The sequence below is a fragment of the Streptomyces sp. NPDC050423 genome, from assembly GCF_040655445.1.
GTDB lineage: Bacteria > Actinomycetota > Actinomycetes > Streptomycetales > Streptomycetaceae > Streptomyces.
This window is the reverse complement of sequence record NZ_JBFAJY010000001.1, coordinates 292,847-313,511: the sequence shown is the minus strand read 5'-3', so window position 1 is coordinate 313,511 and position 20,665 is coordinate 292,847. Positions and strand designations below refer to the sequence as shown.

Sequence of the window (20,665 nt, the reverse complement as noted above, 5' to 3'; positions counted from 1 at the left end):
CACCGGCGGGCCCCACTGCCGTGCGTCAGGCGGAATTCGCCGTCAGGCGCGTCCCGCCCGTCGTCTGCACCGCGGCGCCGTCCGCGGCTCGCTCCGTCAGCCGCAGCTGCGAGACGGCGTTGCGCAGGACCAGCGCACCGGCCCCGGCGTCCAGCTGCCAGCGCTGGGTGCGCGCGCCCGCCGCGCAGGCCCCGAGCGACAGCTCGGCCCCCACCGCCAGCGGGGCGCCCAGGTACTTCTTCCCGCGCACCGCGTCCAGGCACTGGCCGCTCTCGGCCGAGCGGACCGTGTAGTACCCGTCGTCGGTCGCCGTGAGCGTCCAGCCGGCCGTCGCGCCCCGGGTCAGGGACACCCCGGAGTCCACGCCGGGCGCGAGCGCCTTCGCGCCGGCGTCAAGCCGGTAGGTGCCGTCGGCGAGGGGGGTGCGGTCGGTGTTCTCCCAGCCGGGCGCGTGACCGATCCGCCGGGCCAGGGCCTCGAAACCGGCGTACGTCTCACTCGGCTTCGGGCCGCCCCAGGTGGCCTGCGCGATGAAGCGCAGCGGCATGAAGACCTTTCCCTCGACCTCGTTCTCGGTCTCGGCCGCCGCGCTGTCCGGCCAGAGGCTGATCTTCGCGCCGGTCAGGTTCGCCGCCGTGGCGGGCAGCGTCTGGCCCTCGAAGCGCAGGGGCGTCCAGTCGCTCTCGTACAGCTTCCGCGTGTCCATCGTGAAGCCGCCGCGCACCAGGTAGAGGGAGTACGCGGAGTTCATCACCGGACGGCCCTCGGCCAGCAGCTCGGACGGCTGCTGGATGGCGCCGCCGCCCAGCCAGTGCTCGACGGCGATGTCGCGGTCAAGCGGCACGATGCCGTTGTGGCCGACCAGTCCGTCGTTCCAGATCCGCAGCGACCGGCCGCCGGCCTTCACGTGCTCGTTGACCTGGTTGATGAAGTCGACGAAGAGATCGTCCGGGGTGGCCGAGGCGCCGAACCTCGCGGTCGCGGCGGTCTGCAGTTGCGGGTAGTCCGGATACGAGGAGCCGATCATGTACTCGTCGGCGCCCATGTGCCAGGTGCGGGTGTCCCACACCTTCAGGGCCTCGTCCACCAGGGACGTGTAGTACGTCAGCGCCTCGGGCCGCGAGATGTCCAGCCGGGGCGGCGAGGCGACGCCGTTCTTGTCCTTGAGCTGGAGCTCCGGGTGGTTCTCCAGGTAGGTGTCCATGTGGCCGGGGGAGTTGATCTCCGGCACCAGGTCGATGTGGTACTTCTTCGCCATCGCGGCCAGGGAGCGGATCTGCGGCTTGGTGTAGTAGCCCCAGAACGCCGACTCCGGGTCGGTGTCGCTCCTGACCTTCGCCTCGATCCAGAGCTGGTTCAGCTTCTGGGAGGCCATGTCCTTCATCAGCCGCTCGAACCAGGGGAGCGAGACGTTGATGTAGCAGGCGCAGACCCCGACCCCGCGCTCGCGGTACGCGGGCACGTCGGTCGCCGAACCCCGTGCCGCGCGGCCGTCGTCGTTCAGCAACTGGAGGACGGTGCGCGAACCGTAGAACACCCCCGTGGAGGTCGCGGCGGTGACCGTGACCCGGTCGCCGACATCGAGCCGGTAGCCCTCGGCGCCCAACGCCCCCTTCAGGGAGGCGTCCTGGCGCAGCACGATGTCCCCGGACCGGGCCGTGGACCGGCCCCGCGACACCGAGGGGTGCCCGTTCAGCTCGCCCGCGAACCTCTTGGCGTCGTCGGCGGTGCGCTGCTCCCGTACCCCGTCCAGCACGATCCTGGCCCGGTCGGTGAGGATGAACTCCCCCTCGCCGGGCTGCCACTGCCGCAGCGAGGGCAGCACCTCGGGCGGGGGCGCCGCCGCCGGCGCGTCCACGGCCGAGGCGCTCTGCCAGGGCAGCAGAGTGGCGGCGAGCGCGGCCACCACGGCCCCGATGATCCTTCGTCTTGCCGTCCGGATGTCCATCCGTCAGACCCTGGCCCCTCGCCGGGACCCGGTCCATGGACAGATGCGGGAAACGGTTGGACGAATGATCGGAGGTCACCTCGGGTGGGGATCAGGCAACTTCGTTCACGGCGGCGGGGCCGCGGAAGGCCCGCCGGTACGCATGTGGCGTGGTGTCCAACGAGCGTACGAACTGATGGCGCAGCGCGGCGGCGTTGCCGAAGCCGGTCTGCCCGGCGATCGTGTCCATCGTTTCATCCGATGTCTCCAGGAGGTGCTGTGCCAGCAGCACCCGTTGACGCAGCAGCCAGCGGTAGGGCGTGGTGCCCGTCTCCTGCTGGAAGCGCCGGGCGAAGGTGCGCGGCGACATGTGCGCCTGGGCGGCGAGCTGTTCGATGGTCACCTCCCGGTCGAGGTGCCGTTCCATCCAGGCGAGGGTGTCGCCGACCGTGTCGCAGCGGTCGCGGGGCAGCGGCCGCTGGATGTACTGCGCCTGACCGCCGTCGCGGTGCGGCGGCACCACCATGCGGCGGGCGATGGTGTTGGCGGCGGCGGGGCCGTAGGCCTGGCGGACCAGGTGCAGACAGGCGTCGATCCCCGCGGCCGTGCCCGCCGAGGTGATGACGGAGCCCTCGTCCACGTACAGCACGTCCGGCTCGACGACCGCCAGCGGGAAGCGGCGGGCCAGGTCGTCGGCGTGCCGCCAGTGCGTGGTGCAGCGGCGGCCGTCCAGCAGTCCGGCCGCGCCCAGCACGTACGCCCCCGAGCAGACGCTCAGGACCCGGGCACCGCGGTCCACGGCCCGGCGCAGGGCGTCCAGAACCTCCTCCGGGTACTCCCGCTCCGCGTAGTGGCCGCCGGCCGGTACGGCGATGAGGTCGGCCTCCTCCAGGCGGTCGAGCCCGTACGGGGTGCTGATGGTGAACCCGGCGTGGGTCCGCAGCACGGGGCCCTCGGCGGAGACCACGGCGAAGTCGTGCACCGGGAGGCCCTCTTCGCTGCGGTCGAGCCCGAACACCTCGCAGATCACGCCGAGTTCGAAGGGGTTGACCTCGTCGAGGAGCAGCGCGGCGACATTCTTCAGCATGTCCTCAGTGTGGCAGGAATTCGAGGTCTTATGACAGTCCTGCCACTGACGGATTCGGCCCGGCCGGACGACAGTAGAGGCATGAACACATTCCTGAACCTCCTGGGCATATCAGCTGTTATCGCTCTCGTCCTGCTTCCGGCGCTGATCGGCATCGCCCGCGAACTGCGCATCGACCGCGCGCTCCGGGAGGCGGAACGGGGCCGGAGAACCGCACCACCGCAAACGGCGGACGCCGCACGGCCGGTGAAGGCCGCACGGCGTCCGTACGTCAGGAGCTGGGCGAGGGGCTAGGCGGAGGGTTCAGAACTCGTCGTCGAAGCCGACCGTGCCCTCGACCGCCACCTGGTACGCGGAGGGGCGGCGCTCGAAGAAGTTCGTCAGCTCCTGGACACCCTGGAGCTCCATGAACGAGAACGGGTTCTGCGATCCGTACACCGCGGGGAAACCCAGCCGCGCGAGCCGCTGGTCGGCGACGCACTCCAGGTACTCGCGCATGGACTCGGTGTTCATGCCCGGCAGCCCCTCGCCGCACAGGTCGCGGCCGAACTGGAGCTCCGCCTCGACGGCCTCCCTCAGCATGTCGGTGACCTGCTGCTGGAGGGCATCGTCGAAGAGCTCCGGCTCCTCCTTGCGGACGGTGTCCACGACCTCGAACGCGAAGCTCATGTGCATGGTCTCGTCACGGAAGACCCAGTTCGTCCCCGTGGCGAGGCCGTGCAGCAGGCCGCGCGAGCGGAACCAGTAGACGTACGCGAACGCGCCGTAGAAGAACAGCCCCTCGATGCACGCCGCGAAGCAGATCAGGTTCAGCAGGAAGCGGCGCCGGTCGGCCTGCGTCTCCAGCTGGTCCATCTTCTCGACGGAGTCCATCCACTTGAAGCAGAACTGCGCCTTCTCGCGGATGGAGGGGATCTCCTCGACCGCGTCGAACGCGGCGGCCCGGTCGTCCGGGTCGGGCAGATAGGTGTCGAGCAGCGTCAGATAGAACTGGACGTGCACGGCCTCCTCGAAGAGCTGCCGCGACAGGTACAGCCGCGCCTCGGGGGAGTTGATGTGCTTGTACAGCGTCAGCACGAGGTTGTTGGAGACGATCGAGTCACCGGTCGCGAAGAACGCGACGAGCCGCCCGATCATGTGCTGCTCGCCCGGCGACAGCTTGGCGAGGTCGGAGACGTCGGAGTGGAGGTCGACCTCCTCCACCGTCCAGGTGTTCTTGATCGCGTCCCGGTAGCGCTCGTAGAAGTCCGGGTAGCGCATGGGCCGCAGGGTCAGTTCGAAGCCCGGGTCGAGCAGGTTCTTGTTCTCGGATGTGCTCATTACTGGCAGGCCTCGCAGGACTCGGGGTTTTCGAGGGAGCAGGCGATCGCGTCCGCGTCGGGCGCGGTCGCCTGCTGTACGGGAATGGGGGCGGCGGCCTCGGCCCGGCCGGACGCCGCACGGGCGATCCGGGTCGCCGGGCGCGAGCGCAGGTAGTACGTCGTCTTCAGCCCCTGCTTCCAGGCGTACGCGTACATCGAGGAGAGCTTGCCGATCGTCGGCGTCTCCAGGAACAGGTTCAGCGACTGGCTCTGGTCGAGGAACGGCGTACGGGCCGCCGCCATGTCGATCAGTCCGCGCTGCGGGATCTCCCACGCCGTGCGGTACAGCGCCCGCACGTCCTCGGGGATCCACGCGAAGCCCTGTACCGAGCCGCTCGCCTCGCGCAGCGCCTCACGGGTCCGCGCGTCCCACACGCCGAGCCTCTTCAGCTCGTCCACCAGGTACGCGTTGACCTGGAGGAACTCACCGCTGAGCGTCTCGCGCTTGAAGAGGTTGGAGACCTGCGGCTCGATGCACTCGTACACGCCCGCGATCGAGGCGATCGTCGCCGTCGGCGCGATGGCCAGGAGCAGGGAGTTGCGCATCCCGGTCTTCGCGATCCGGGCGCGCAGCGCGTCCCAGCGCTCCGGCCAGTTCAGCTCGGTGTCGTAGTGGTCCGGGTGCAGCACACCGCGGGCGGCCCGCGTCTCGGACCAGGCGGGCAGCGGGCCCGACCGCTCGGCCAGCGTGCAGGAGGCCTCGTACGCGGCGAGCATGATCCGCTCGGAGATCCTCGTCGACAGGGCCCGTGCCTCGGGGGAGTCGAACGGCAGGCGCAGCTGGAAGAAGACGTCCTGGAGACCCATCGCGCCCAGGCCCACCGGCCGCCAGCGGGCGTTGGAGCGGCCCGCCTGCTCGGTCGGGTAGAAGTTGATGTCGACGACCCGGTCGAGGAAGGTCACCGCGGTGCGGACGGTGGCGTCCAGGCGCTCCCAGTCGATGGTGCCGTCGGCGACGAACGCGCCGAGGTTGACCGAGCCCAGGTTGCAGACGGCCGTCTCGCCGTCGTCGGTGACTTCGAGGATCTCCGTGCACAGGTTCGAGGAGTGCACGACGCGGCCGGGCTCGGCGGTCTGGTTCGCGGTCCGGTTGGAGGCGTCCTTGAACGTCATCCAGCCCTGGCCGGTCTGCGCGAGCGTCCGCATCATCCGGCCGTACAGCTCACGGGCCGGCATCGTCTTGCGGGCCAGGCCCTTGGCCTCGGCCGCCCGGTACGCGGCGTCGAACGCGTCGCCCCACAGGTCGACCAGCTCGGGCACGTCGGCCGGGGAGAACAGCGACCAGGTGCCGTCCGTGTCGACCCGGCGCATGAACTCGTCCGGGATCCAGTGCGCCAGGTTGAGGTTGTGCGTGCGCCGCTGGTCCTCGCCCGTGTTGTCGCGCAGCTCCAGGAACTCCTCGATGTCCGCGTGCCAGGTCTCCAGGTAGACCGCGGCGGCGCCCTTGCGCCGGCCGCCCTGGTTCACCGCGGCGACGGAGGCGTCGAGCGTCTTCAGGAACGGGACGATGCCGTTGGAGTGCCCGTTGGTGCCCCGGATCAGCGAACCGCGGGCGCGGATACGGGAGTACGAGAGGCCGATGCCGCCCGCGTGCTTGGACAGCCGCGCCACCTGGTGGTAGCGGTCGTAGATCGAGTCCAGCTCGTCCAGCGGCGAGTCCAGCAGGTAGCAGGAGGACATCTGCGGATGCCGGGTGCCGGAGTTGAAGAGCGTGGGGGAGGAGGGCAGGTAGTCCAGCCGGCTCATCAGCCGGTACAGCGCGGCGACCTCGTCCAGGGCGCGCTCGGAGTTGTCATCGGCGAGCCCGGCGGCGACCCGCAGCATGAAGTGCTGCGGGGTCTCGATGACCTGGCGGGTCAGCGGGTGGCGCAGCAGATAGCGGCTGTGCAGGGTGCGCAGCCCGAAGTAGCCGAATCGGTCGTCGGCGCCGTCGGCGAGGGCCTGTCCGACCAGCGCGTCGAGGGCGGCGGTGTGGAGGGTCACGAACTCGGCGGTGCGGTCCGCGATCAGGCCCTCGCGGTGTCCGACGGCGACCGACGCCGAGAAGGACGTCGCGCCCTGGCCGGCCGCCTCGTCCGCGATGGAGCGGGTGAGCAGGCGGGCGGCGAGCCGGGAGTAGGCGGGGTCCTCGGAGATCAGGCCCGCGGCCGCCTCGGTGGCCAGCGAGCGCAGCTCGGCCTCGTCCGACCGGGCGTTGCGGCCGCGCAGTGCGGCGCCGGCGACGCGTCCGGGGTCGGTGTCGGGCAGATCCGCGGTGAGGCCGGTGAGGGTTCGCAGCAACGCGGTTCCCGGCCCGTCCTTCGCGGATGCCGCGGACCGGTCCGTCCCGGACTCGGCTGTTTCGGACTCGGCCGCTGAAACCGGATCGGCTGGCGCGATGGTCACGTGGTGCTCTCCCTCGCTCGGCTCTGGGCCGGCGGGGGAACGGGGGCAGCCGGGCGGAGCCGGACCCTGGGCAGGGCAGCACTCCGCACGGCGTCCACCGGCCCATCCACGAGGCCCGGACGTCTGGGCATCCGGATCGGTCGAGCCGGATGCGCTGTCGGCAGGTCCTCGGACTCACGGGTGCGCAAAAGCGCACCGAACATACCGTTGCGGGACAGTTCCGGATTCGCACCGGATTTCCCTGCGGCGACAGCGAGCATGAGCATACATGTGGGGGCAGTCGGATGCGGCAGCCCCCACATGTTGTGTCGTGCAACTCAACAGCGCGGCTTCATGACGTCGGCCGGAGGTCCAGGCGGTACGTCAGCAGCGAGAGCCCCTCGATGGGATACCAGTCCCTTTCGGGGGTCCGTACGAAGCCGAGGCGCCCGTAGATCCTATGGGCTCCGTGCATGCTCGGCTGCGTCGACAGAGTGATCCCCGCGACCCCCGCGGTGGCCCGTGCGCGGTCGATACAGGCCCGGACGAGCGCCTCGCCCGCCCCGGCCCCACGAGCCTCGCGGGAGACCGCGAGCATCCGGAACTCGGCCTCGTCGGCGGCTGCGATGTCCGCCCACCGATTCCCCGGCGGGGCGTACGTCACGCCGCCGAGCACCCGCCCCCGTGCGTCCGCCGCGACGAGCACCTCGGCCTCGGCGGCCCGCCGGGCGACGTCCCGCAACTGCACCAGATACGGATCGTCGGCGCCGAAGTCCAGCAGCCCGTCCCCCAGATAGGCCTCGGCGGTGATCTCGCCGAGGACCGTGTGCTCGGCGGGCGCGACCGGCCTGATGGTGATGTCCATGCCCGGGAGTCTGCCGCACTCCGCGCGCCCGTTCGCGGGAATTCCCGGGCCTGCCACTGCCTCCGCGCCCGGCACGCGAACGGGCCGCCGCACCCCGGTGCGGGGGAGCGACGGCCCGTTGACGCGACGGGTCAGTGACCGCCGGGCGCCCCGGCCGTGGCCGGCGGGAGCTGGGCCTTCACACCCGGGTCGCCCGCGTCCGCGGTGTAGTCGCCGGGCGAGGTCTCGTCGACCCCGGCAGGCGCCTTCACGGCGTTCAGGACGAAGGTGAGGACGACGGTGACCACGACGTTCAGCACGAACGCCGTCAGGCCGATGTAGCCGATCTCGCCGAGGCCCGGGATCTCCTTGGAGGACCCGCCGAAGTGCGCCTGGGTGGGGCTGGCGACCCCGTACGCCGCGGCCGTCCCGTAGACCATGCCGACCGCCCAGCCGGCGAGCAGCGCCCAGCGGTGGAACCACCGGGTGAACAGGCCGCCGACCAGGGCCGGCATCGTCTGGAGGATCCAGATGCCGCCGAGCAGCTGGAAGTTGATCGCGACCGTCTTGTCCATGGTGAGGACGAAGGCGAGCGCGCCGACCTTCACCAGCAGCGAGACCGTCTTGGAGACCTTGGTCTCCTGGGCGGGTGTCGCGTCGGGCTTCAGGAAGTCCTTGTAGATGTTCCGGGTGAACAGGTTCGCCGCCGCGATCGACATGATCGCCGCGGGCACGAGCGCGCCGATGCCGATGGCGGCGAACGCCACGCCCGCGAACCAGTCGGGGAACATGTTCTCGAAGAGCTGCGGGATCGCCAGCTGGCCGTTGTCCACCTTGACCCCGGCGGCGATCGCCATGAAGCCGAGCAGCGCGAGCAGCCCCAGCATCAGCGAGTACAGCGGCAGGATCGTGGTGTTGCGGCGGATCACGTTGCGGCTGCGGCTGGAGAGCGTCGCCGTGATGGAGTGCGGATACATGAAGAGCGCCAGCGCCGAGCCCAGTGCCAGCGTGGCGTAACCCCACTGCCCCGACCTGGCGGGTGCGAGCGCACCGGTCGGCTTGCCGCCCGGCGGACCCGCGAACTTCTCCTGCGCGGAGGCGAAGATGTCGTGGAAGCCGCCGAGCTTGATCGGGATGTAGATGATCGCCACGAGGATGACCAGATAGATCAGCCCGTCCTTGACGAACGCGATCAGCGCGGGCGCGCGCAGGCCCGAGGAGTACGTGTACGCGGCGAGTACCGCGAACGCGATCAGCAGCGGCAGGTCCTTGACGAACCAGCTGGTGTTCTCGCCGCCGCCCACGCCCATCACGTCCAGCACCGCCTGGATGCCGACGAGCTGGAGCGCGATGTACGGCATGGTGGCGAGGATGCCGGTGACGGCGACGGCGAGGGAGAGCCCCTTGGAGCCGAAGCGGCCGCGGACGAAGTCCGAGGTGGTGACGTAGCCGTGCTTGTGCGAGACCGACCACAGGCGCGGCAGGAAGGTGAAGATCAGCGGGTACACCAGGATCGTGTAGGGCACCGCGAAGAAGCCGGCCGCGCCGGCCGCGTAGATCGCCGCGGGCACGGCGACGAAGGTGTAGGCGGTGTAGAGGTCGCCGCCGAGCAGGAACCAGGTGACCCAGGTTCCGAACGACCGTCCGCCCAGGCCCCATTCGTCGAGGCTGGCCTCGTTCTCGGCCTTGCGCCAGCGGGCCGCCATGAAGCCGACGACCGTCACGGCCAGGAAGAAGAAGATGAAGACGCCGAGCGCGACGCCGTTCACGCCGTCCTTCATGCCGACGCACCCCCCTTGCGGGCGCGCTGGTCACGCTGCCACAGCTTGTACGCGGTCATCGTGAGTGCGGTCGAGATCAGCACCCAGAGCATCTGGTACCAGTAGAAGAACGGGATGCCGATGAAGGCCGGGTCGATCTTGGCGTACGAACTCACCCAGAGCATCGCCACGAACGGCGCGATGAGGCAGAGGGCGATAACCACCCGCACGGGTGTGACGGTGGGTGGCTTTCCTTCTGGGTCCGCTGGCTTTGCTTCTGGGTCTGCTGACATGGCGGCGACTCCGTCCCCTCGCTGATCACCTGTTGTAACGCGCAGGGAAATCTAAGTGAGCGTCCGTGCCAGCGTCACCCCCTGTCCGCATTGCGGTCCGGCAACGGTCGTCCGGGCGGGGAAGGATCGCCCAAATGGCCCTAAGCGCAGGAGAGTTGGTTCAGACCAATGGCGGTGCGGAGAGGCTGCCCGGAGAGCGGAAAGCCCCCGTGGAAGCGCTTCCACGGGGGCTGTTGGCTTGCTGCGCCGGGGCGGCGCCCGTTAGTCCAGTGGACGCTTCAGGCGGGCCACGAACTTGTAGCGGTCGCCCCGGTAGACCGAACGGACCCACTCGACCGGCTCGCCCTGTTCGTCCAGCGAGTGCCGGGACAGCATCAGCATCGGCAGGCCGACGTCCGTGCCGAGCAGCCCGGCCTCGCTCGGGGTGGCGAGGGAGGTCTCGATGGTCTCCTCGGCCTCCGCCAGCCGCACGTCGTACACCTCGGCCAGGGCCGTGTAGAGAGAGGTGTACTTCACCAGCGAGCGCCGCAGTGCGGGGAAGCGTTTGGCTGAGAGGTGAGTGGTCTCGATCGCCATCGGCTCACCGCTCGCCAGGCGCAGCCGCTCGATGCGCAGGACGCGGCCGCCGGTGGTGATGTCGAGGAGCCCGGCGAGTGTGTCGTCGGCCGTGACGTACCCGATGTCCAGTAGCTGGGACGCCGGTTCCAGTCCCTGGGCGCGCATGTCCTCGGTGTACGAGGTGAGTTGCAGGGCCTGTGAGACCTTCGGTTTGGCGACGAAGGTGCCCTTGCCCTGGATGCGCTCCAGCCGGCCCTCGACGACCAATTCCTGGAGTGCCTGGCGCACGGTGGTGCGCGAGGTGTCGAACTCGGCGGCCAGGGTCCGCTCCGGGGGCACGGGAGTGCCCGGCGGCATCGTGTCCGTCATATCGAGGAGATGTCGCTTCAGCCGGTAGTACTTCGGTACGCGCGCGGTGCGCGTACCCGCGCTCGCGCCCGTCTCGTTCTCCGTACTGCCCCCGTCGGCACCCATGGCCCGCCTTCCCGACTGCTGCGTTGCTGCCGTCACCGGCTCCTCCGTCTGTCGCGGCTCACATGGTGGCACGGTCCGGTCACGGCTCGTCGCCCTCCCTCAGATGTCGGTCCTATAACGGACGCGAGTGCACTTCTTATACACCCTTGACACCCCTAAAGGTCTAGGCCAAGCTCCCGGTACTGGTCTAAACCATTAAAGACCAGGTTCCAGCCCCAGCAGTACTCGTCGACGTGTTTTGCGCGGTGGGCAGGGGTTGCAGCATCCCTGAGGAGGGTGGCGTGAAGCGCAAGCTCATCGCGGCGATCGGCGTCGCGGGCATGTTGGTTTCGATCGCAGCGTGTGGTTCGGACGACGACAAGGCATCGTCGAAGGACCCGAAGGACCGCAACGAATCGCTCACCGTCTGGCTGATGTCGGACGCACAGAGCACGTGGCCCGAACTGGTGAAGGATGTCAATACCCAGTTCAAGACGAAGTACCCCAACGTCAAGGTCAACGTTCAGTACCAGACCTGGGCCGACAAGGCCAAGAAGCTCGACGCCGCCCTGGCCGGCGACAAGTTCCCCGACGTCGTGGAGCTCGGCAACACCGAGACCATGACGTACATCCTCAACGGGGCACTCGGCGAGATCGACCCGAAGAAGTACGAGAACTCGGACACCTGGATCAAGGGTCTGAAGGACACGTGCGCCTTCGAGGGCAAGCAGTACTGCGTTCCTTACTACGCCGGCGCCCGCGTAGCGATCTACAACAAGGACATGTTCAAGGCCGGCACCGGCAAGGACACCCTCCCCGCCACCCAGGACGACCTGACGGCCGCGCTGGACAAGATCGGCGAGAAGTACGGCAAGGACAAGGCGTTCTCGCCGCTGTACCTGCCGGGCCGCTACTGGTACGCCGCGATGTCCTACGTCGCTGCCGAGGGCGGCCAGATAGCCAAGTACGACGAGGGCAAGAAGGAGTGGAAGTCCACTCTGTCGACCCCCGAGGCCCAGAAGGGCATCACGGACTTCGTCGACCTGGTCAAGAAGTACAACCACGGTGACAAGACGAAGGACGAGGCGGACCACGCCAACGTCATGGCCAACGAGAAGACCGCTCTTCTCTACGGCAACGGCTGGGAGGCCGGCAGCGTCGTCGACTCCAAGTCGAACGGCAACCCGAAGCTGACCGACAAGATCGGCACCGCGGGCATGCCCGGCCCGAACGGCAAGGCGCTCCCCTCCTTCATCGGCGGCTCCGACCTCGCCACCATCTCCAAGTCGAAGGTCCAGGACCTCGGCGAGGAGTGGATCTCGATGTTCACCTCCGAGAAGTCGGAGGAGGTCCTCGCCTCGAAGAACATCCTTCCGAACAACACCAAGCAGCTTGAGCCCCTGAAGGACAAGCCGGAGACCGCGGCCATCGCCAACGCCGTGCCGGACGCCTGGTTCACTCCGATCGCCCCGGGCTGGACGGCGATCGAGAAGAAGGAAACCCTCGAGATCATGCTGCTCGACATCATCAAGGGCAAGTCGGTCGAGGAGGTCACCAAGGCGGCCGACGCGGAGATCGACTCGATGATCAACAAGGAGTCCTGAGCCCCGAGCTCACAGATTCCGAGCCGGTGAGGACATGAGTCACCGGTTCACCTGATCGTCTGCGGGGGTGGCGGGCCCGAAAGGGACTGTCACCCCCGCCCTCCGGTACCCGGTCCGAAACGGAAGGCAAGCACAATGAGTGCCGCCGACATGAAAGCAGCCGACCCGCCGGTGTCCGTCCCGCGGGCCCCTGAGGGTGCGGATCCTCAGCTCGCGAAGAACGTGAACCGTAAACCGCGGAAGGCCGGCGCTCTGCTGCCGTACCTCCTCATAGCACCGGCGTTCGTCGCCATCGCCGCAGTCTTCGTCTGGCCCTTCATCAAGACGGTCATCATGTCCTTCCAGGACGTGGGCCGCCGCGAGCTGTGGTCCGGATCGGCGGCCCCCTGGGTGGGCTTCGACCAGTTCACCAACATCCTCGGGGACAGCGAGTTCTGGGACGTCGTCTGGCGGACCGTCATCTTCATGGTGGTCTGCGTCGTCGTCACCATGGTCGCGGGCCTCGGCCTGTCCATGATCATGCAGCGGATGTCCACCTGGGTCCGGCTGCTGCTGACCGCCGCGCTGGTCGCCGCCTGGTCGATGCCGCTGCTGGTCGCCACCTCGATCTTCCGCTGGTTCGCCGACTCCGACTACGGCGTCATCAACATGGTGCTGACCAAGTACCTGGGGATCGATGCACAGGGCCACAACTGGTTCCTCGACCCCAAGCAGGGCTTCGTCATCATCGGCGCGGTCGTCGTCTGGGGCGCCATCCCCTTCGTCTCCGTCACCCTGTACGCCGCGCTGACCCAGGTTCCCAAGGAACTCGAAGAGGCCGCGTCGCTCGACGGAGCCGGCACGACAGGCGTCTTCCGCTTCGTCACCTGGCCGGTCATCAAGCCCGTCTTCCAGATGGTCGCCACGCTCTCGGTGCTCTGGGACTTCAACGTCTTCGGCCAGATCTTCCTGATGCGCGGCAACAAGCCGGAACCGGAGTATTCGGTTCTCGGTATCTACTCGTTCGAGAAGGCATTCGAGTCCAACTCGTTCAGCCAGGGCGCCGCCATCTCGCTCATCACGGTCCTGCTGCTGTCCGGCGTCGCCGTGTACTACCTGCGCCAGCTGCTCAAGATCGGAGAGGTCGAGTGAGCGCCTCCACCCCCCAGGTCCTTCGCCCGGACCGCAAGAAGCACCGCATCGGCTACAACATCGCGGGCCTCGTCGCCTTCGTGCTGATGGCCTTCCCGGTCTACTGGCTGGTCATCAGCTCCCTGCGGCCGAACGCCGAGATCCGCAGCTACGACCAGACGCTCTGGCCCACGTCGATCACCTTCGACAACTTCTCCCGCGCCATCAAGCAGCCGAACTTCGGTACGGCCATCGAGTCCAGCCTGATCGTCTGCGGCGTCGCCGTGCTCGGCGGCATGCTGCTCGCCACGATCGCCGCGTTCGCGATCGGCCGATTCCGGTTCCGCGGCCGCAAGTTCTTCATGATCGTGCTGCTCGTCGTCCAGCTGCTGCCCCCGACGGCGATGCTGATCCCCATCTACATCCAGCTCAACGACCTCGGCGGGCTGAACGAGTACTGGGGCGTCATCGTCATCTACCTCGTCTCCACGCTGCCGTTCGCGACGTGGATGATCCGCGGCTTCGTGATCAACATTCCGCCGGAGCTGGAGGAGTCGGCCATGGTCGACGGCTGCAGCAGGATGGGCGCCTTCTGGCGGATCACCTTCCCGCTGCTGGCTCCGGGTCTCGCCGCCGCGTCGATCTTCTCGCTGATCACCGCCTGGAACGAGTACCTCCTCGCCTACGTTGTCCTCCAGGACAACGACAAGTACACCCTCAACGTGTGGCTGATGAACTTCACGACCTCGCGTGGCATCGACTACGGCGCGCTGATGGCCGCCTCGACACTGATCGCGATCCCGGTCGTGGCCTTCTTCCTGCTGGTGCAGAAGTACATGGCGACCGGCCTCACCTCCGGTGCCGTGAAGGGATAACGCCACCCATGACCACCCTCGTATCCACCACGGACACCGTCACCCGCGACGCCCTCGCCGTTCTGCAGCCGGGGTTCACGGGCACCACCGCCCCGGACTGGCTGCTGCGCCGGGTCGGCGAAGGCCTCTCCTCCGTCGGCCTGTTCGGCCGCAACATCGAGACGCCCGAGCAGCTCTCCGCGCTCACCGCCCAACTCCGCGCCGAACGTGACGATGTGCTCGTCGCGATCGACGAGGAGGGCGGCGACGTCACCCGGCTGGAGGTGCGGCACGGCTCCTCCTTCCCCGGCAACCTGGCGCTCGGCTCCGTCGACGACGTGGCACTGACCCGCGCCGTCGCCCAGGAGCTGGGCCGCCGGCTCGCCGACTGCGGCGTCAACCTCAACTGGGCGCCGTCCGCGGACGTCAACTCCAATCCCGGCAACCCGGTCATCGGGGTACGGTCCTTCGGCGCCGAACCCCACCTGGTCGCCCGGCACACCGCCGCGTACGTCGAGGGCCTCCAGGCCGCCGGCGTCGCCGCCTGCACCAAGCACTTCCCGGGGCACGGCGACACCGCGGTCGACTCGCACCACGCGCTGCCGCGCATCGACGTGGACCTGGAAACCCTGCACGCCCGTGAACTGGTGCCTTTCCGGGCGGCGATCGCGGCGGGTTCCAAATCGGTGATGAGCGCGCATATCCTGCTTCCCGCGCTCGACCCGCACCACCCGGCGACGCTGAGCCCGCAGATCCTCACCGGTCTGCTGCGCGAGGAGCTGGGTTACGACGGCCTGATCGTCACCGACGCCGTGGAGATGCAGGCCATCGCCTCGACGTACGGGATCGAGCGCGGCTCGGTCCTCGCGATCGCGGCGGGTGCCGACGCGCTCTGTGTCGGCGGCGGCCTCGACGACGACAGCACGGTGCTCCGGCTGCGCGACGCGCTGGTCGCGGCGGTCCGTGCCGGTGAGCTGCCCGAGGAGCGGCTGGCCGACGCGGCCGCCCGGGTACGGGCCCTCGCGTCCTGGACGCGGCGGGCCAGGGGGGCTGTCCCGGAGCCGGGCGCGGCAGTGCAGGAGGGGACCGCGCCCGGCACCGGGGACAGCACGGGCATCGGCTCCGACATCGGGCTGGTCGCGGCCCGCCGCGCGGTCGTGGTGACCGGCACGGCCGAACCGCTCACCGGGCCGGCGTACGTCGCCGCGCTCACCCCGGTCGCGAACATCGCGGTCGGCGACGAGACCCCCTGGGGCGTCGCCGCCGAACTGGCCCGGCTGGCGCCGGGCACCGGGACGGACACGTACGACAGCGAGCACGGGGCGCTCGCGGCCGATGTGCTGCGGGCCGCGGGGGAGCGGCGCATCGTCGCGGTGGTCCGTGACGCGCACCGCCACCCGTGGATGACCGAGGCCCTCGACGCGCTGCTGGCGGCGCGTCCGGACACGATCGTGGTGGAGATGGGCGTCCCCCAGGCCGAGCCCAGGGGCGCCTTCCACATCGCCACCCACGGAGCGGCCAGGGTCTGCGGCCTGGCAGCGGCAGAGACGATCACATCGCCGAATTCAAGCCCGTCCGGCGATTGAGGGCAGGCCTTACGCCGGTCGGGCCGCCGAATTCAAGCCCGTCCGGCGGTTGAGGGCAGGCCTTACGCCGGTCGGGCCGCCGAATTCAAGCCCGTCCGGCGATTGAGGACAAGACGTCCACCGGGACGCCCCCGCACACATCAAGTCCGTCCGGCGATTGAGGACAACGCGTCCACCGGGACGCCCCCGCACACAGAAGGGCCGGGACACCCCAGGGTGCCCCGGCCCTTCCGCGCGGAAAGCCTAAATACCCTGCCACAGCGGCTTCGCCGCAAACGTGGCGCGGAAGTAGTCCGCCAGCTTCAGCTTCGACGCCGCCGCCTCGTCGACCACGACCGTCGCGTGCGGATGCAGTTGCAGCGCCGACGCGGGCACGACCGAGGCCACCGGCCCCTCGACCGTCTGCGCCACCGCGTCGGCCTTGCCCTCGCCCGTCGCGAGCAGGATCGGGTGGCGGGACTCCAGGATCGTGCCGATGCCCTGGGTGATCACGTGGTGCGGCACCCGCGCGATGTCGTTGTCGAAGAAGCGCGCGTTGTCGATACGGGTCTGCTCGGTCAGCGTCTTGATCCGGGTACGGGAGGCGAGCGAGGAGCACGGCTCGTTGAAGCCGATGTGGCCGTCGGTGCCGATGCCCAGCAGCTGGAGGTCCACGCCGCCGGCCTCGGCGAGAGCCTTGTCGTAGGCCTCGCAGGCGGCTTGGACGTCCTCGGCGGAGCCGTCGGGGCCCATGAACGAGGCCTCGGACAGGCCGAGCGGCTCGACGACCTCGCGCAGCACCACGGAGCGGTACGACTCCGGGTGGCCCGCCGGCAGCCCGACGTACTCGTCGAGCTGGCAGATGCGGACGCGTGAGGCGTCCACGGCACCGGAGCGGACCTTGTCCGCCAGCGACTGGTAGATGGGCAGCGGGGTCGAGCCGGTGGCAACGCCCAGAAGGGCGTCGGGCTTGCGGCTCAGCAGGGCGCCGATGGCCCCCGCGATCAGTTCGCCGCCTGCCTTGGCGTCCGGGACGATGACAACTTCCACGCGGGGCCTGCCGATCTGGAGTGACTACATGTGGTATAGACCAATCAAACTCCTAATCTAGCAGACCGCGCGCACGGGGACACGGCCCCCGGGTACCCGTCCGGCGAACTGCGAGCGACTCGTGCCGCGCTCCCCGCCGGGTGCCGTCCGCTGGCGGGCCCGCGGTGCCCCGTGTTCGACTTGGCCGACGCATCGGTACACCTCCGGGAGGCACCAGACATGTCCGCCACGTACCCGGCCCCCGAGGGCGAGCTGCCCGGCCGGATCATGTCCGGCGAGATGGCCGAGCAGCCCGCGACGCTCCGGCGCATCCTCGACGAGGGGGCCCCTGCCATCCGTGCGGTGGCGGCCGAGATCGCGGCGCGCAAGCCGCGCTTCGTCCTGCTCACCGCCCGCGGCACGTCGGACAACGCCGCGCTCTACGCGAAGTACCTGATCGAGATCAGGCTCGGACTGCCGTGCGGTCTGGCCTCGATGTCCACCACCACCGCGTACGGCGCGAAGCCGGACCTCAAGGACGTCCTGGTCGTCAGCGTCAGCCAGTCCGGCGGCTCGCCCGACCTGGTGGCGTCCGCCAGGGCCGCGCGGGAGGCCGGTGCGGTGACGCTGGCCGTGACCAACAACCCGGACTCGCCGCTCGCCGCGGTCTCCGAGTACCACATCGACATCCTGGCGGGTCCGGAGAAGGCCCTGCCGGCCACCAAGACGTACACCGCCTCGCTGCTGTCCCTGTACCTGTTCGTGGAGGGGCTGCGCGGCGGCGACGGCGCGGCCGCCGCGATCCTGCCGGAGCTCGCCGAGGCGATCCTGGGCCGCAAGGACGAGGTCAGGGCCCTGGCGTCGCGCTACCGCTTTGCCGAGCGCATGGTGATCACCTCGCGCGGCTACGGCTATCCCACGGCCAAGGAAGCCGCCCTGAAGCTGATGGAGACGAGCTACATCCCCGCCCTCTCCTACTCCGGCGCCGACCTGCTGCACGGCCCGCTCGCCATGGTCGACAACATCTCCCCGGTGATCGCCGTGGTCACCGACGGCCGGGGCGGTGAGGCCCTTCAGCCGGTGCTCGACCGGTTGCGCGGACGGGGCGCCGACCTCTTCGTGGTCGGGCCGAAGGCCCAGGTGCAAGCGGCGTCAGCGGGCTTCGTACTGCCGACGGCAGGGGTTGCCGAGGAGGTCCAGCCGATCCTGGAGATCCTGCCGCTGCAGATGCTGGCGTACGAGGTGACGATCGCCCGCGGCCAGGACCCGGACGCCCCGCGCGCGCTCGCGAAGGTCACCGAAACGCACTGACCGGGGGGCCGGACGGCCCGGAAGACACCCGCGGGCCGCGGCGCCGGGCCGGGACCCTCAGCCCGACCAGCACCGCAGCCCGGAGTAAGACCGCCCGGAGGCGGTCTGCCCGGCCGGCGGTGTGCGGTGCCCCCGGCCTGGGAGAGGTACCGGCGCAGTCAGGGCAGAGAGCGCGGGTACCTCGTTCCACTCTCCTGTGCGGGGAGAGCGGAGGCTCTGTCTTCTGCATTGTGGACTAGACCATTCGTCGCTGTCCATCCATGGGGCACGGTAATTTCCGGCCCTTCTTCCCACACGTGCGGCCGCGGCGTCCGGTTCGGTACCTGTGCGCATCCACAGGTACGCTCGCACGCGTGCCCTCCATGAACGACCTCGTCCGCCAGCACACAGCCCTCAGTGACACCGACCTCGAGTGGCTCCATCTGCTGGTCTCGGAGTGGCAACTGCTCTCCGACCTCTCCTTCGCCGACCTGGTCCTCTGGGTCCCCACCCGCGACGGCACCCGCTATGTGTCCGTCGCCCAGATGCGGCCCAACACCGGCCCCACCTCCTACCAGGACGACATGGTCGGCCATCTGGTGCCGCGCGGCCGCCGTCCGCTGCTGGACGCGGCGCTGGACGAGGGCCGGATCGTGCGCGAGGGCGACCCGGAGTGGCGCGAGGAGGTCCCCGTACGGGTCGAGTCGATCCCCGTACGCCGGGAGGGCCGCGTGCTGGGCGTCATCGCCCGCAACACCAACCTCCTCACCGTCCGCACCCCGTCCCGGCTGGAACTCACCTACCTCCAGTCCGCCTCCGACCTGGCCCAGATGATCGCCGCCGGATCGTTTCCGTTCCCCGGCCAGCAGGTCGACATGGACGCCTCGCCGCGGGTCGGTGACGGGCTGGTCCGGCTCGACGCCGACGGCGTCGTCCAGTACGCCAGCCCCAACGGCCTGTCCGCGTACCACCGTCTCGGGCTCGCCTCCGACCTGGTCGGACAGCACCTCGGCGGGATCACCGCCGAACTCGCCCCCTCCCGGGGGCCGGTGGACGAGGCACTGGTCAAACTCGCCAGCGGCTACGCGCCCCGTGAGTTCGAGGTCGAGTGCACGGGCGGTGTGATCCAGCTCCGGGCCATCCCGCTCAAGCCCAAGGGGGTCCGGATCGGTTCCCTGGTCCTGCTCCGTGACGTCACGGAACTGCGCCGCCGCGAGCGCGAGTTGATCACCAAGGACGCCACCATCCGGGAGATCCACCACCGGGTGAAGAACAACCTCCAGACGGTGGCCGCCCTGTTGCGGCTGCAGGCCCGCCGGATGGACTCCGAGCAGGGCCGCGAGGCGCTCAACGAGGCGGTGCGGCGCGTCGGTTCGATCGCCATCGTCCATGAGACGCTGTCCCAGAATCTGGACGAGCGGGTGGAGTTCGATGAGATCGCCGACCGGGTCATCGCCATGGTCGCCGAGATCTCCCCGGGCAAGGTGACCTGCCGCCGTACGGGACGCTTCGGCATCCTCGACGCCGAAGTGGCCACCCCGCTCGCGATGGTCCTCACCGAAGTGCTGCAGAACGCGCTTGAGCACGCGTTCGGAGTCGCCGAGTCCGGCACGGTCGAGGTCTCCGCGGTGCGGGGCGGTTCGCCCACGGAGGGCCGGCTGCTGATCACCGTCAAGGACGACGGGTGCGGTCTGCCCGAGGGGTTCGACCCGCAGCGCACCGGCAATCTGGGGCTCCAGATCGTGCGGACGTTGGTGGAGGGTGAGTTGAGCGGGACGTTCGGCATGGTGCCGGCGCCCGAGCGCGGCACCCAGGTCATCCTCGACATCCCGGTCCGCGCCGACAAGTAGTACGCGCGGCACAGCAGGAAGCCCGGACCGTAGGTCACGGTCCGGGCTTCCTGGTCAAGCATGCGCTTCGGGGGTACTGCGCGCTGCGACTCGGGGGGCGGGGTGATGCGTACACTCCGTACGCGCCGCCTGGCTGAGGTTCGTAGCGGTGGCGTCGGTCAGGCGCTGGCGTTACGCGCCCGGTTGCGAGCGGCGCGGCGCTTCATTGCGCGGCGCTCGTCCTCGCTGAGGCCACCCCAGACGCCGGAGTCCTGGCCGGACTCGAGCGCCCACTGCAGGCACTGCTCCATGACGGGGCAGCGACGACAGACGGCCTTGGCTTCCTCGATCTGCAGCAGCGCAGGACCGGTGTTGCCGATGGGGAAGAACAGCTCCGGGTCTTCCTCACGACAAACGGCGTTGTGACGCCAGTCCATGGCTGCTACCTCTCCTTGGTATTACGTACTGTGGCTTGTGAATGTGAACGCTTTCACGAATCCCCCCGCAGGTGTCGGGCCGACGCCCAGACGAACTGGATGTGGTCCTGTGAAGTGAGGAGGGGTTCTGGCTCTCAGTGGAGGCCGTTGTTGCGGGCCGTCCCGATCGCCATGTAGAGATTCGCAAACCTCGGCGGCGGATACAACCCCTTCAGGAAAGTTTTTTTTGATTCCTCGGTGTCGACTAGGTCACAGCCGTACTTCTAGAGGGTGGAAGCCAGTCCAAACGTTCGAGTTAAA

17 protein-coding genes and 1 riboswitch are annotated in these 20,665 nt (G+C 69.3%); of the genes, 7 read left to right on the top strand and 10 right to left on the bottom strand.

Annotation, left to right across the window (positions count from 1 at the left end; all coding sequences use genetic code 11):
* Positions 1-25 precede the first annotated feature (25 nt).
* Together AB0I52_RS01280 and AB0I52_RS01275 are read right to left on the bottom strand one after the other, a co-directional pair.
* Positions 26-1,948, bottom strand: a complete 1,923-nt coding sequence (locus tag AB0I52_RS01280; RefSeq protein ID WP_363067735.1) for a family 20 glycosylhydrolase — start codon at positions 1,946-1,948, stop codon at positions 26-28.
* A 91-nt stretch (positions 1,949-2,039) separates the two neighbouring features.
* The gene (locus tag AB0I52_RS01275) at positions 2,040-3,014 is read right to left on the bottom strand and encodes a helix-turn-helix domain-containing protein (protein WP_363067733.1); all 975 of its coding nucleotides are present in this window, start codon (positions 3,012-3,014) and stop codon (positions 2,040-2,042) included.
* A gap of 81 nt (positions 3,015-3,095) precedes the next feature.
* On the opposite strand from AB0I52_RS01275, the gene AB0I52_RS01270 reads away from it, so the two are divergent.
* A complete protein-coding gene (locus tag AB0I52_RS01270) occupies positions 3,096-3,308 on the top strand; it encodes a hypothetical protein (protein WP_363067731.1) in 213 nt (70 codons plus the stop codon).
* A 9-nt stretch (positions 3,309-3,317) separates the two neighbouring features.
* Here the strand turns inward: AB0I52_RS01270 and AB0I52_RS01265 are convergent, their stop codons facing one another.
* From AB0I52_RS01265 to AB0I52_RS01240, 6 genes are all read right to left on the bottom strand, one after another.
* Complete coding sequence (locus AB0I52_RS01265; RefSeq protein ID WP_363067729.1) at positions 3,318-4,334, bottom strand: ribonucleotide-diphosphate reductase subunit beta; 1,017 nt, start codon at positions 4,332-4,334, stop codon at positions 3,318-3,320.
* Positions 4,334-6,760: a ribonucleoside-diphosphate reductase subunit alpha gene (locus tag AB0I52_RS01260; RefSeq protein WP_363067727.1), complete on the bottom strand. Its 2,427-nt coding sequence runs from the start codon at positions 6,758-6,760 to the stop codon at positions 4,334-4,336. Before AB0I52_RS01260 ends, AB0I52_RS01265 begins: the two co-directional genes overlap by 1 nt.
* Before the next feature lie 141 nt (positions 6,761-6,901).
* Positions 6,902-7,033: riboswitch (cobalamin riboswitch) on the bottom strand.
* A 58-nt stretch (positions 7,034-7,091) separates the two neighbouring features.
* On the bottom strand, positions 7,092-7,604 hold the full coding sequence (locus AB0I52_RS01255; protein WP_363067725.1) for a GNAT family N-acetyltransferase: 513 nt from the start codon (positions 7,602-7,604) through the stop codon (positions 7,092-7,094).
* Positions 7,605-7,735: 131 nt separating this feature from the next.
* Positions 7,736-9,364, bottom strand: a complete 1,629-nt coding sequence (mctP, locus tag AB0I52_RS01250) for a monocarboxylate uptake permease MctP (protein WP_363067723.1) — start codon at positions 9,362-9,364, stop codon at positions 7,736-7,738.
* Positions 9,361-9,636, bottom strand: coding sequence for a DUF3311 domain-containing protein (locus AB0I52_RS01245; RefSeq protein ID WP_363067721.1), 276 nt, complete (start codon positions 9,634-9,636; stop codon positions 9,361-9,363). Before AB0I52_RS01245 ends, mctP begins: the two co-directional genes overlap by 4 nt.
* A gap of 261 nt (positions 9,637-9,897) precedes the next feature.
* On the bottom strand, positions 9,898-10,668 hold the full coding sequence (locus AB0I52_RS01240) for a GntR family transcriptional regulator (protein WP_363067835.1): 771 nt from the start codon (positions 10,666-10,668) through the stop codon (positions 9,898-9,900).
* A gap of 281 nt (positions 10,669-10,949) precedes the next feature.
* Between AB0I52_RS01240 and AB0I52_RS01235 the strand changes: the two genes are divergently transcribed.
* The 4 genes from AB0I52_RS01235 (at position 10,950) to AB0I52_RS01220 (ending at position 15,801) form a co-directional block, all read left to right on the top strand.
* Entirely contained in the window at positions 10,950-12,251 is a 1,302-nt protein-coding gene (locus tag AB0I52_RS01235; RefSeq protein ID WP_363067719.1) for a sugar ABC transporter substrate-binding protein, read from the top strand.
* A gap of 135 nt (positions 12,252-12,386) precedes the next feature.
* A complete protein-coding gene (locus tag AB0I52_RS01230) occupies positions 12,387-13,382 on the top strand; it encodes a sugar ABC transporter permease (protein WP_363067717.1) in 996 nt (331 codons plus the stop codon).
* On the top strand, positions 13,379-14,236 hold the full coding sequence (locus AB0I52_RS01225) for a carbohydrate ABC transporter permease (protein WP_363067715.1): 858 nt from the start codon (positions 13,379-13,381) through the stop codon (positions 14,234-14,236). Before AB0I52_RS01230 ends, AB0I52_RS01225 begins: the two co-directional genes overlap by 4 nt.
* A gap of 8 nt (positions 14,237-14,244) precedes the next feature.
* Positions 14,245-15,801 carry a glycoside hydrolase family 3 protein gene (locus AB0I52_RS01220; protein ID WP_363067714.1) on the top strand — a complete coding sequence of 519 codons (1,557 nt, stop codon included), beginning with the start codon at positions 14,245-14,247 and terminating at the stop codon, positions 15,799-15,801.
* A 243-nt stretch (positions 15,802-16,044) separates the two neighbouring features.
* Here the strand turns inward: AB0I52_RS01220 and nagB are convergent, their stop codons facing one another.
* Complete coding sequence (nagB, locus tag AB0I52_RS01215) at positions 16,045-16,830, bottom strand: glucosamine-6-phosphate deaminase (RefSeq protein ID WP_363067712.1); 786 nt, start codon at positions 16,828-16,830, stop codon at positions 16,045-16,047.
* A gap of 219 nt (positions 16,831-17,049) precedes the next feature.
* Here nagB and AB0I52_RS01210 point away from each other — a divergent pair, with 219 nt between their 5' ends.
* Entirely contained in the window at positions 17,050-18,120 is a 1,071-nt protein-coding gene (locus AB0I52_RS01210) for an SIS domain-containing protein (RefSeq protein WP_363067710.1), read from the top strand.
* A gap of 362 nt (positions 18,121-18,482) precedes the next feature.
* Positions 18,483-19,949, top strand: a complete 1,467-nt coding sequence (locus AB0I52_RS01205) for a histidine kinase N-terminal domain-containing protein (RefSeq protein WP_362957584.1) — start codon at positions 18,483-18,485, stop codon at positions 19,947-19,949.
* Between the two features lie 158 nt (positions 19,950-20,107).
* Here the strand turns inward: AB0I52_RS01205 and AB0I52_RS01200 are convergent, their stop codons facing one another.
* A complete protein-coding gene (locus AB0I52_RS01200; protein WP_003953983.1) occupies positions 20,108-20,365 on the bottom strand; it encodes a WhiB family transcriptional regulator in 258 nt (85 codons plus the stop codon).
* Positions 20,366-20,665 lie beyond the last annotated feature (300 nt).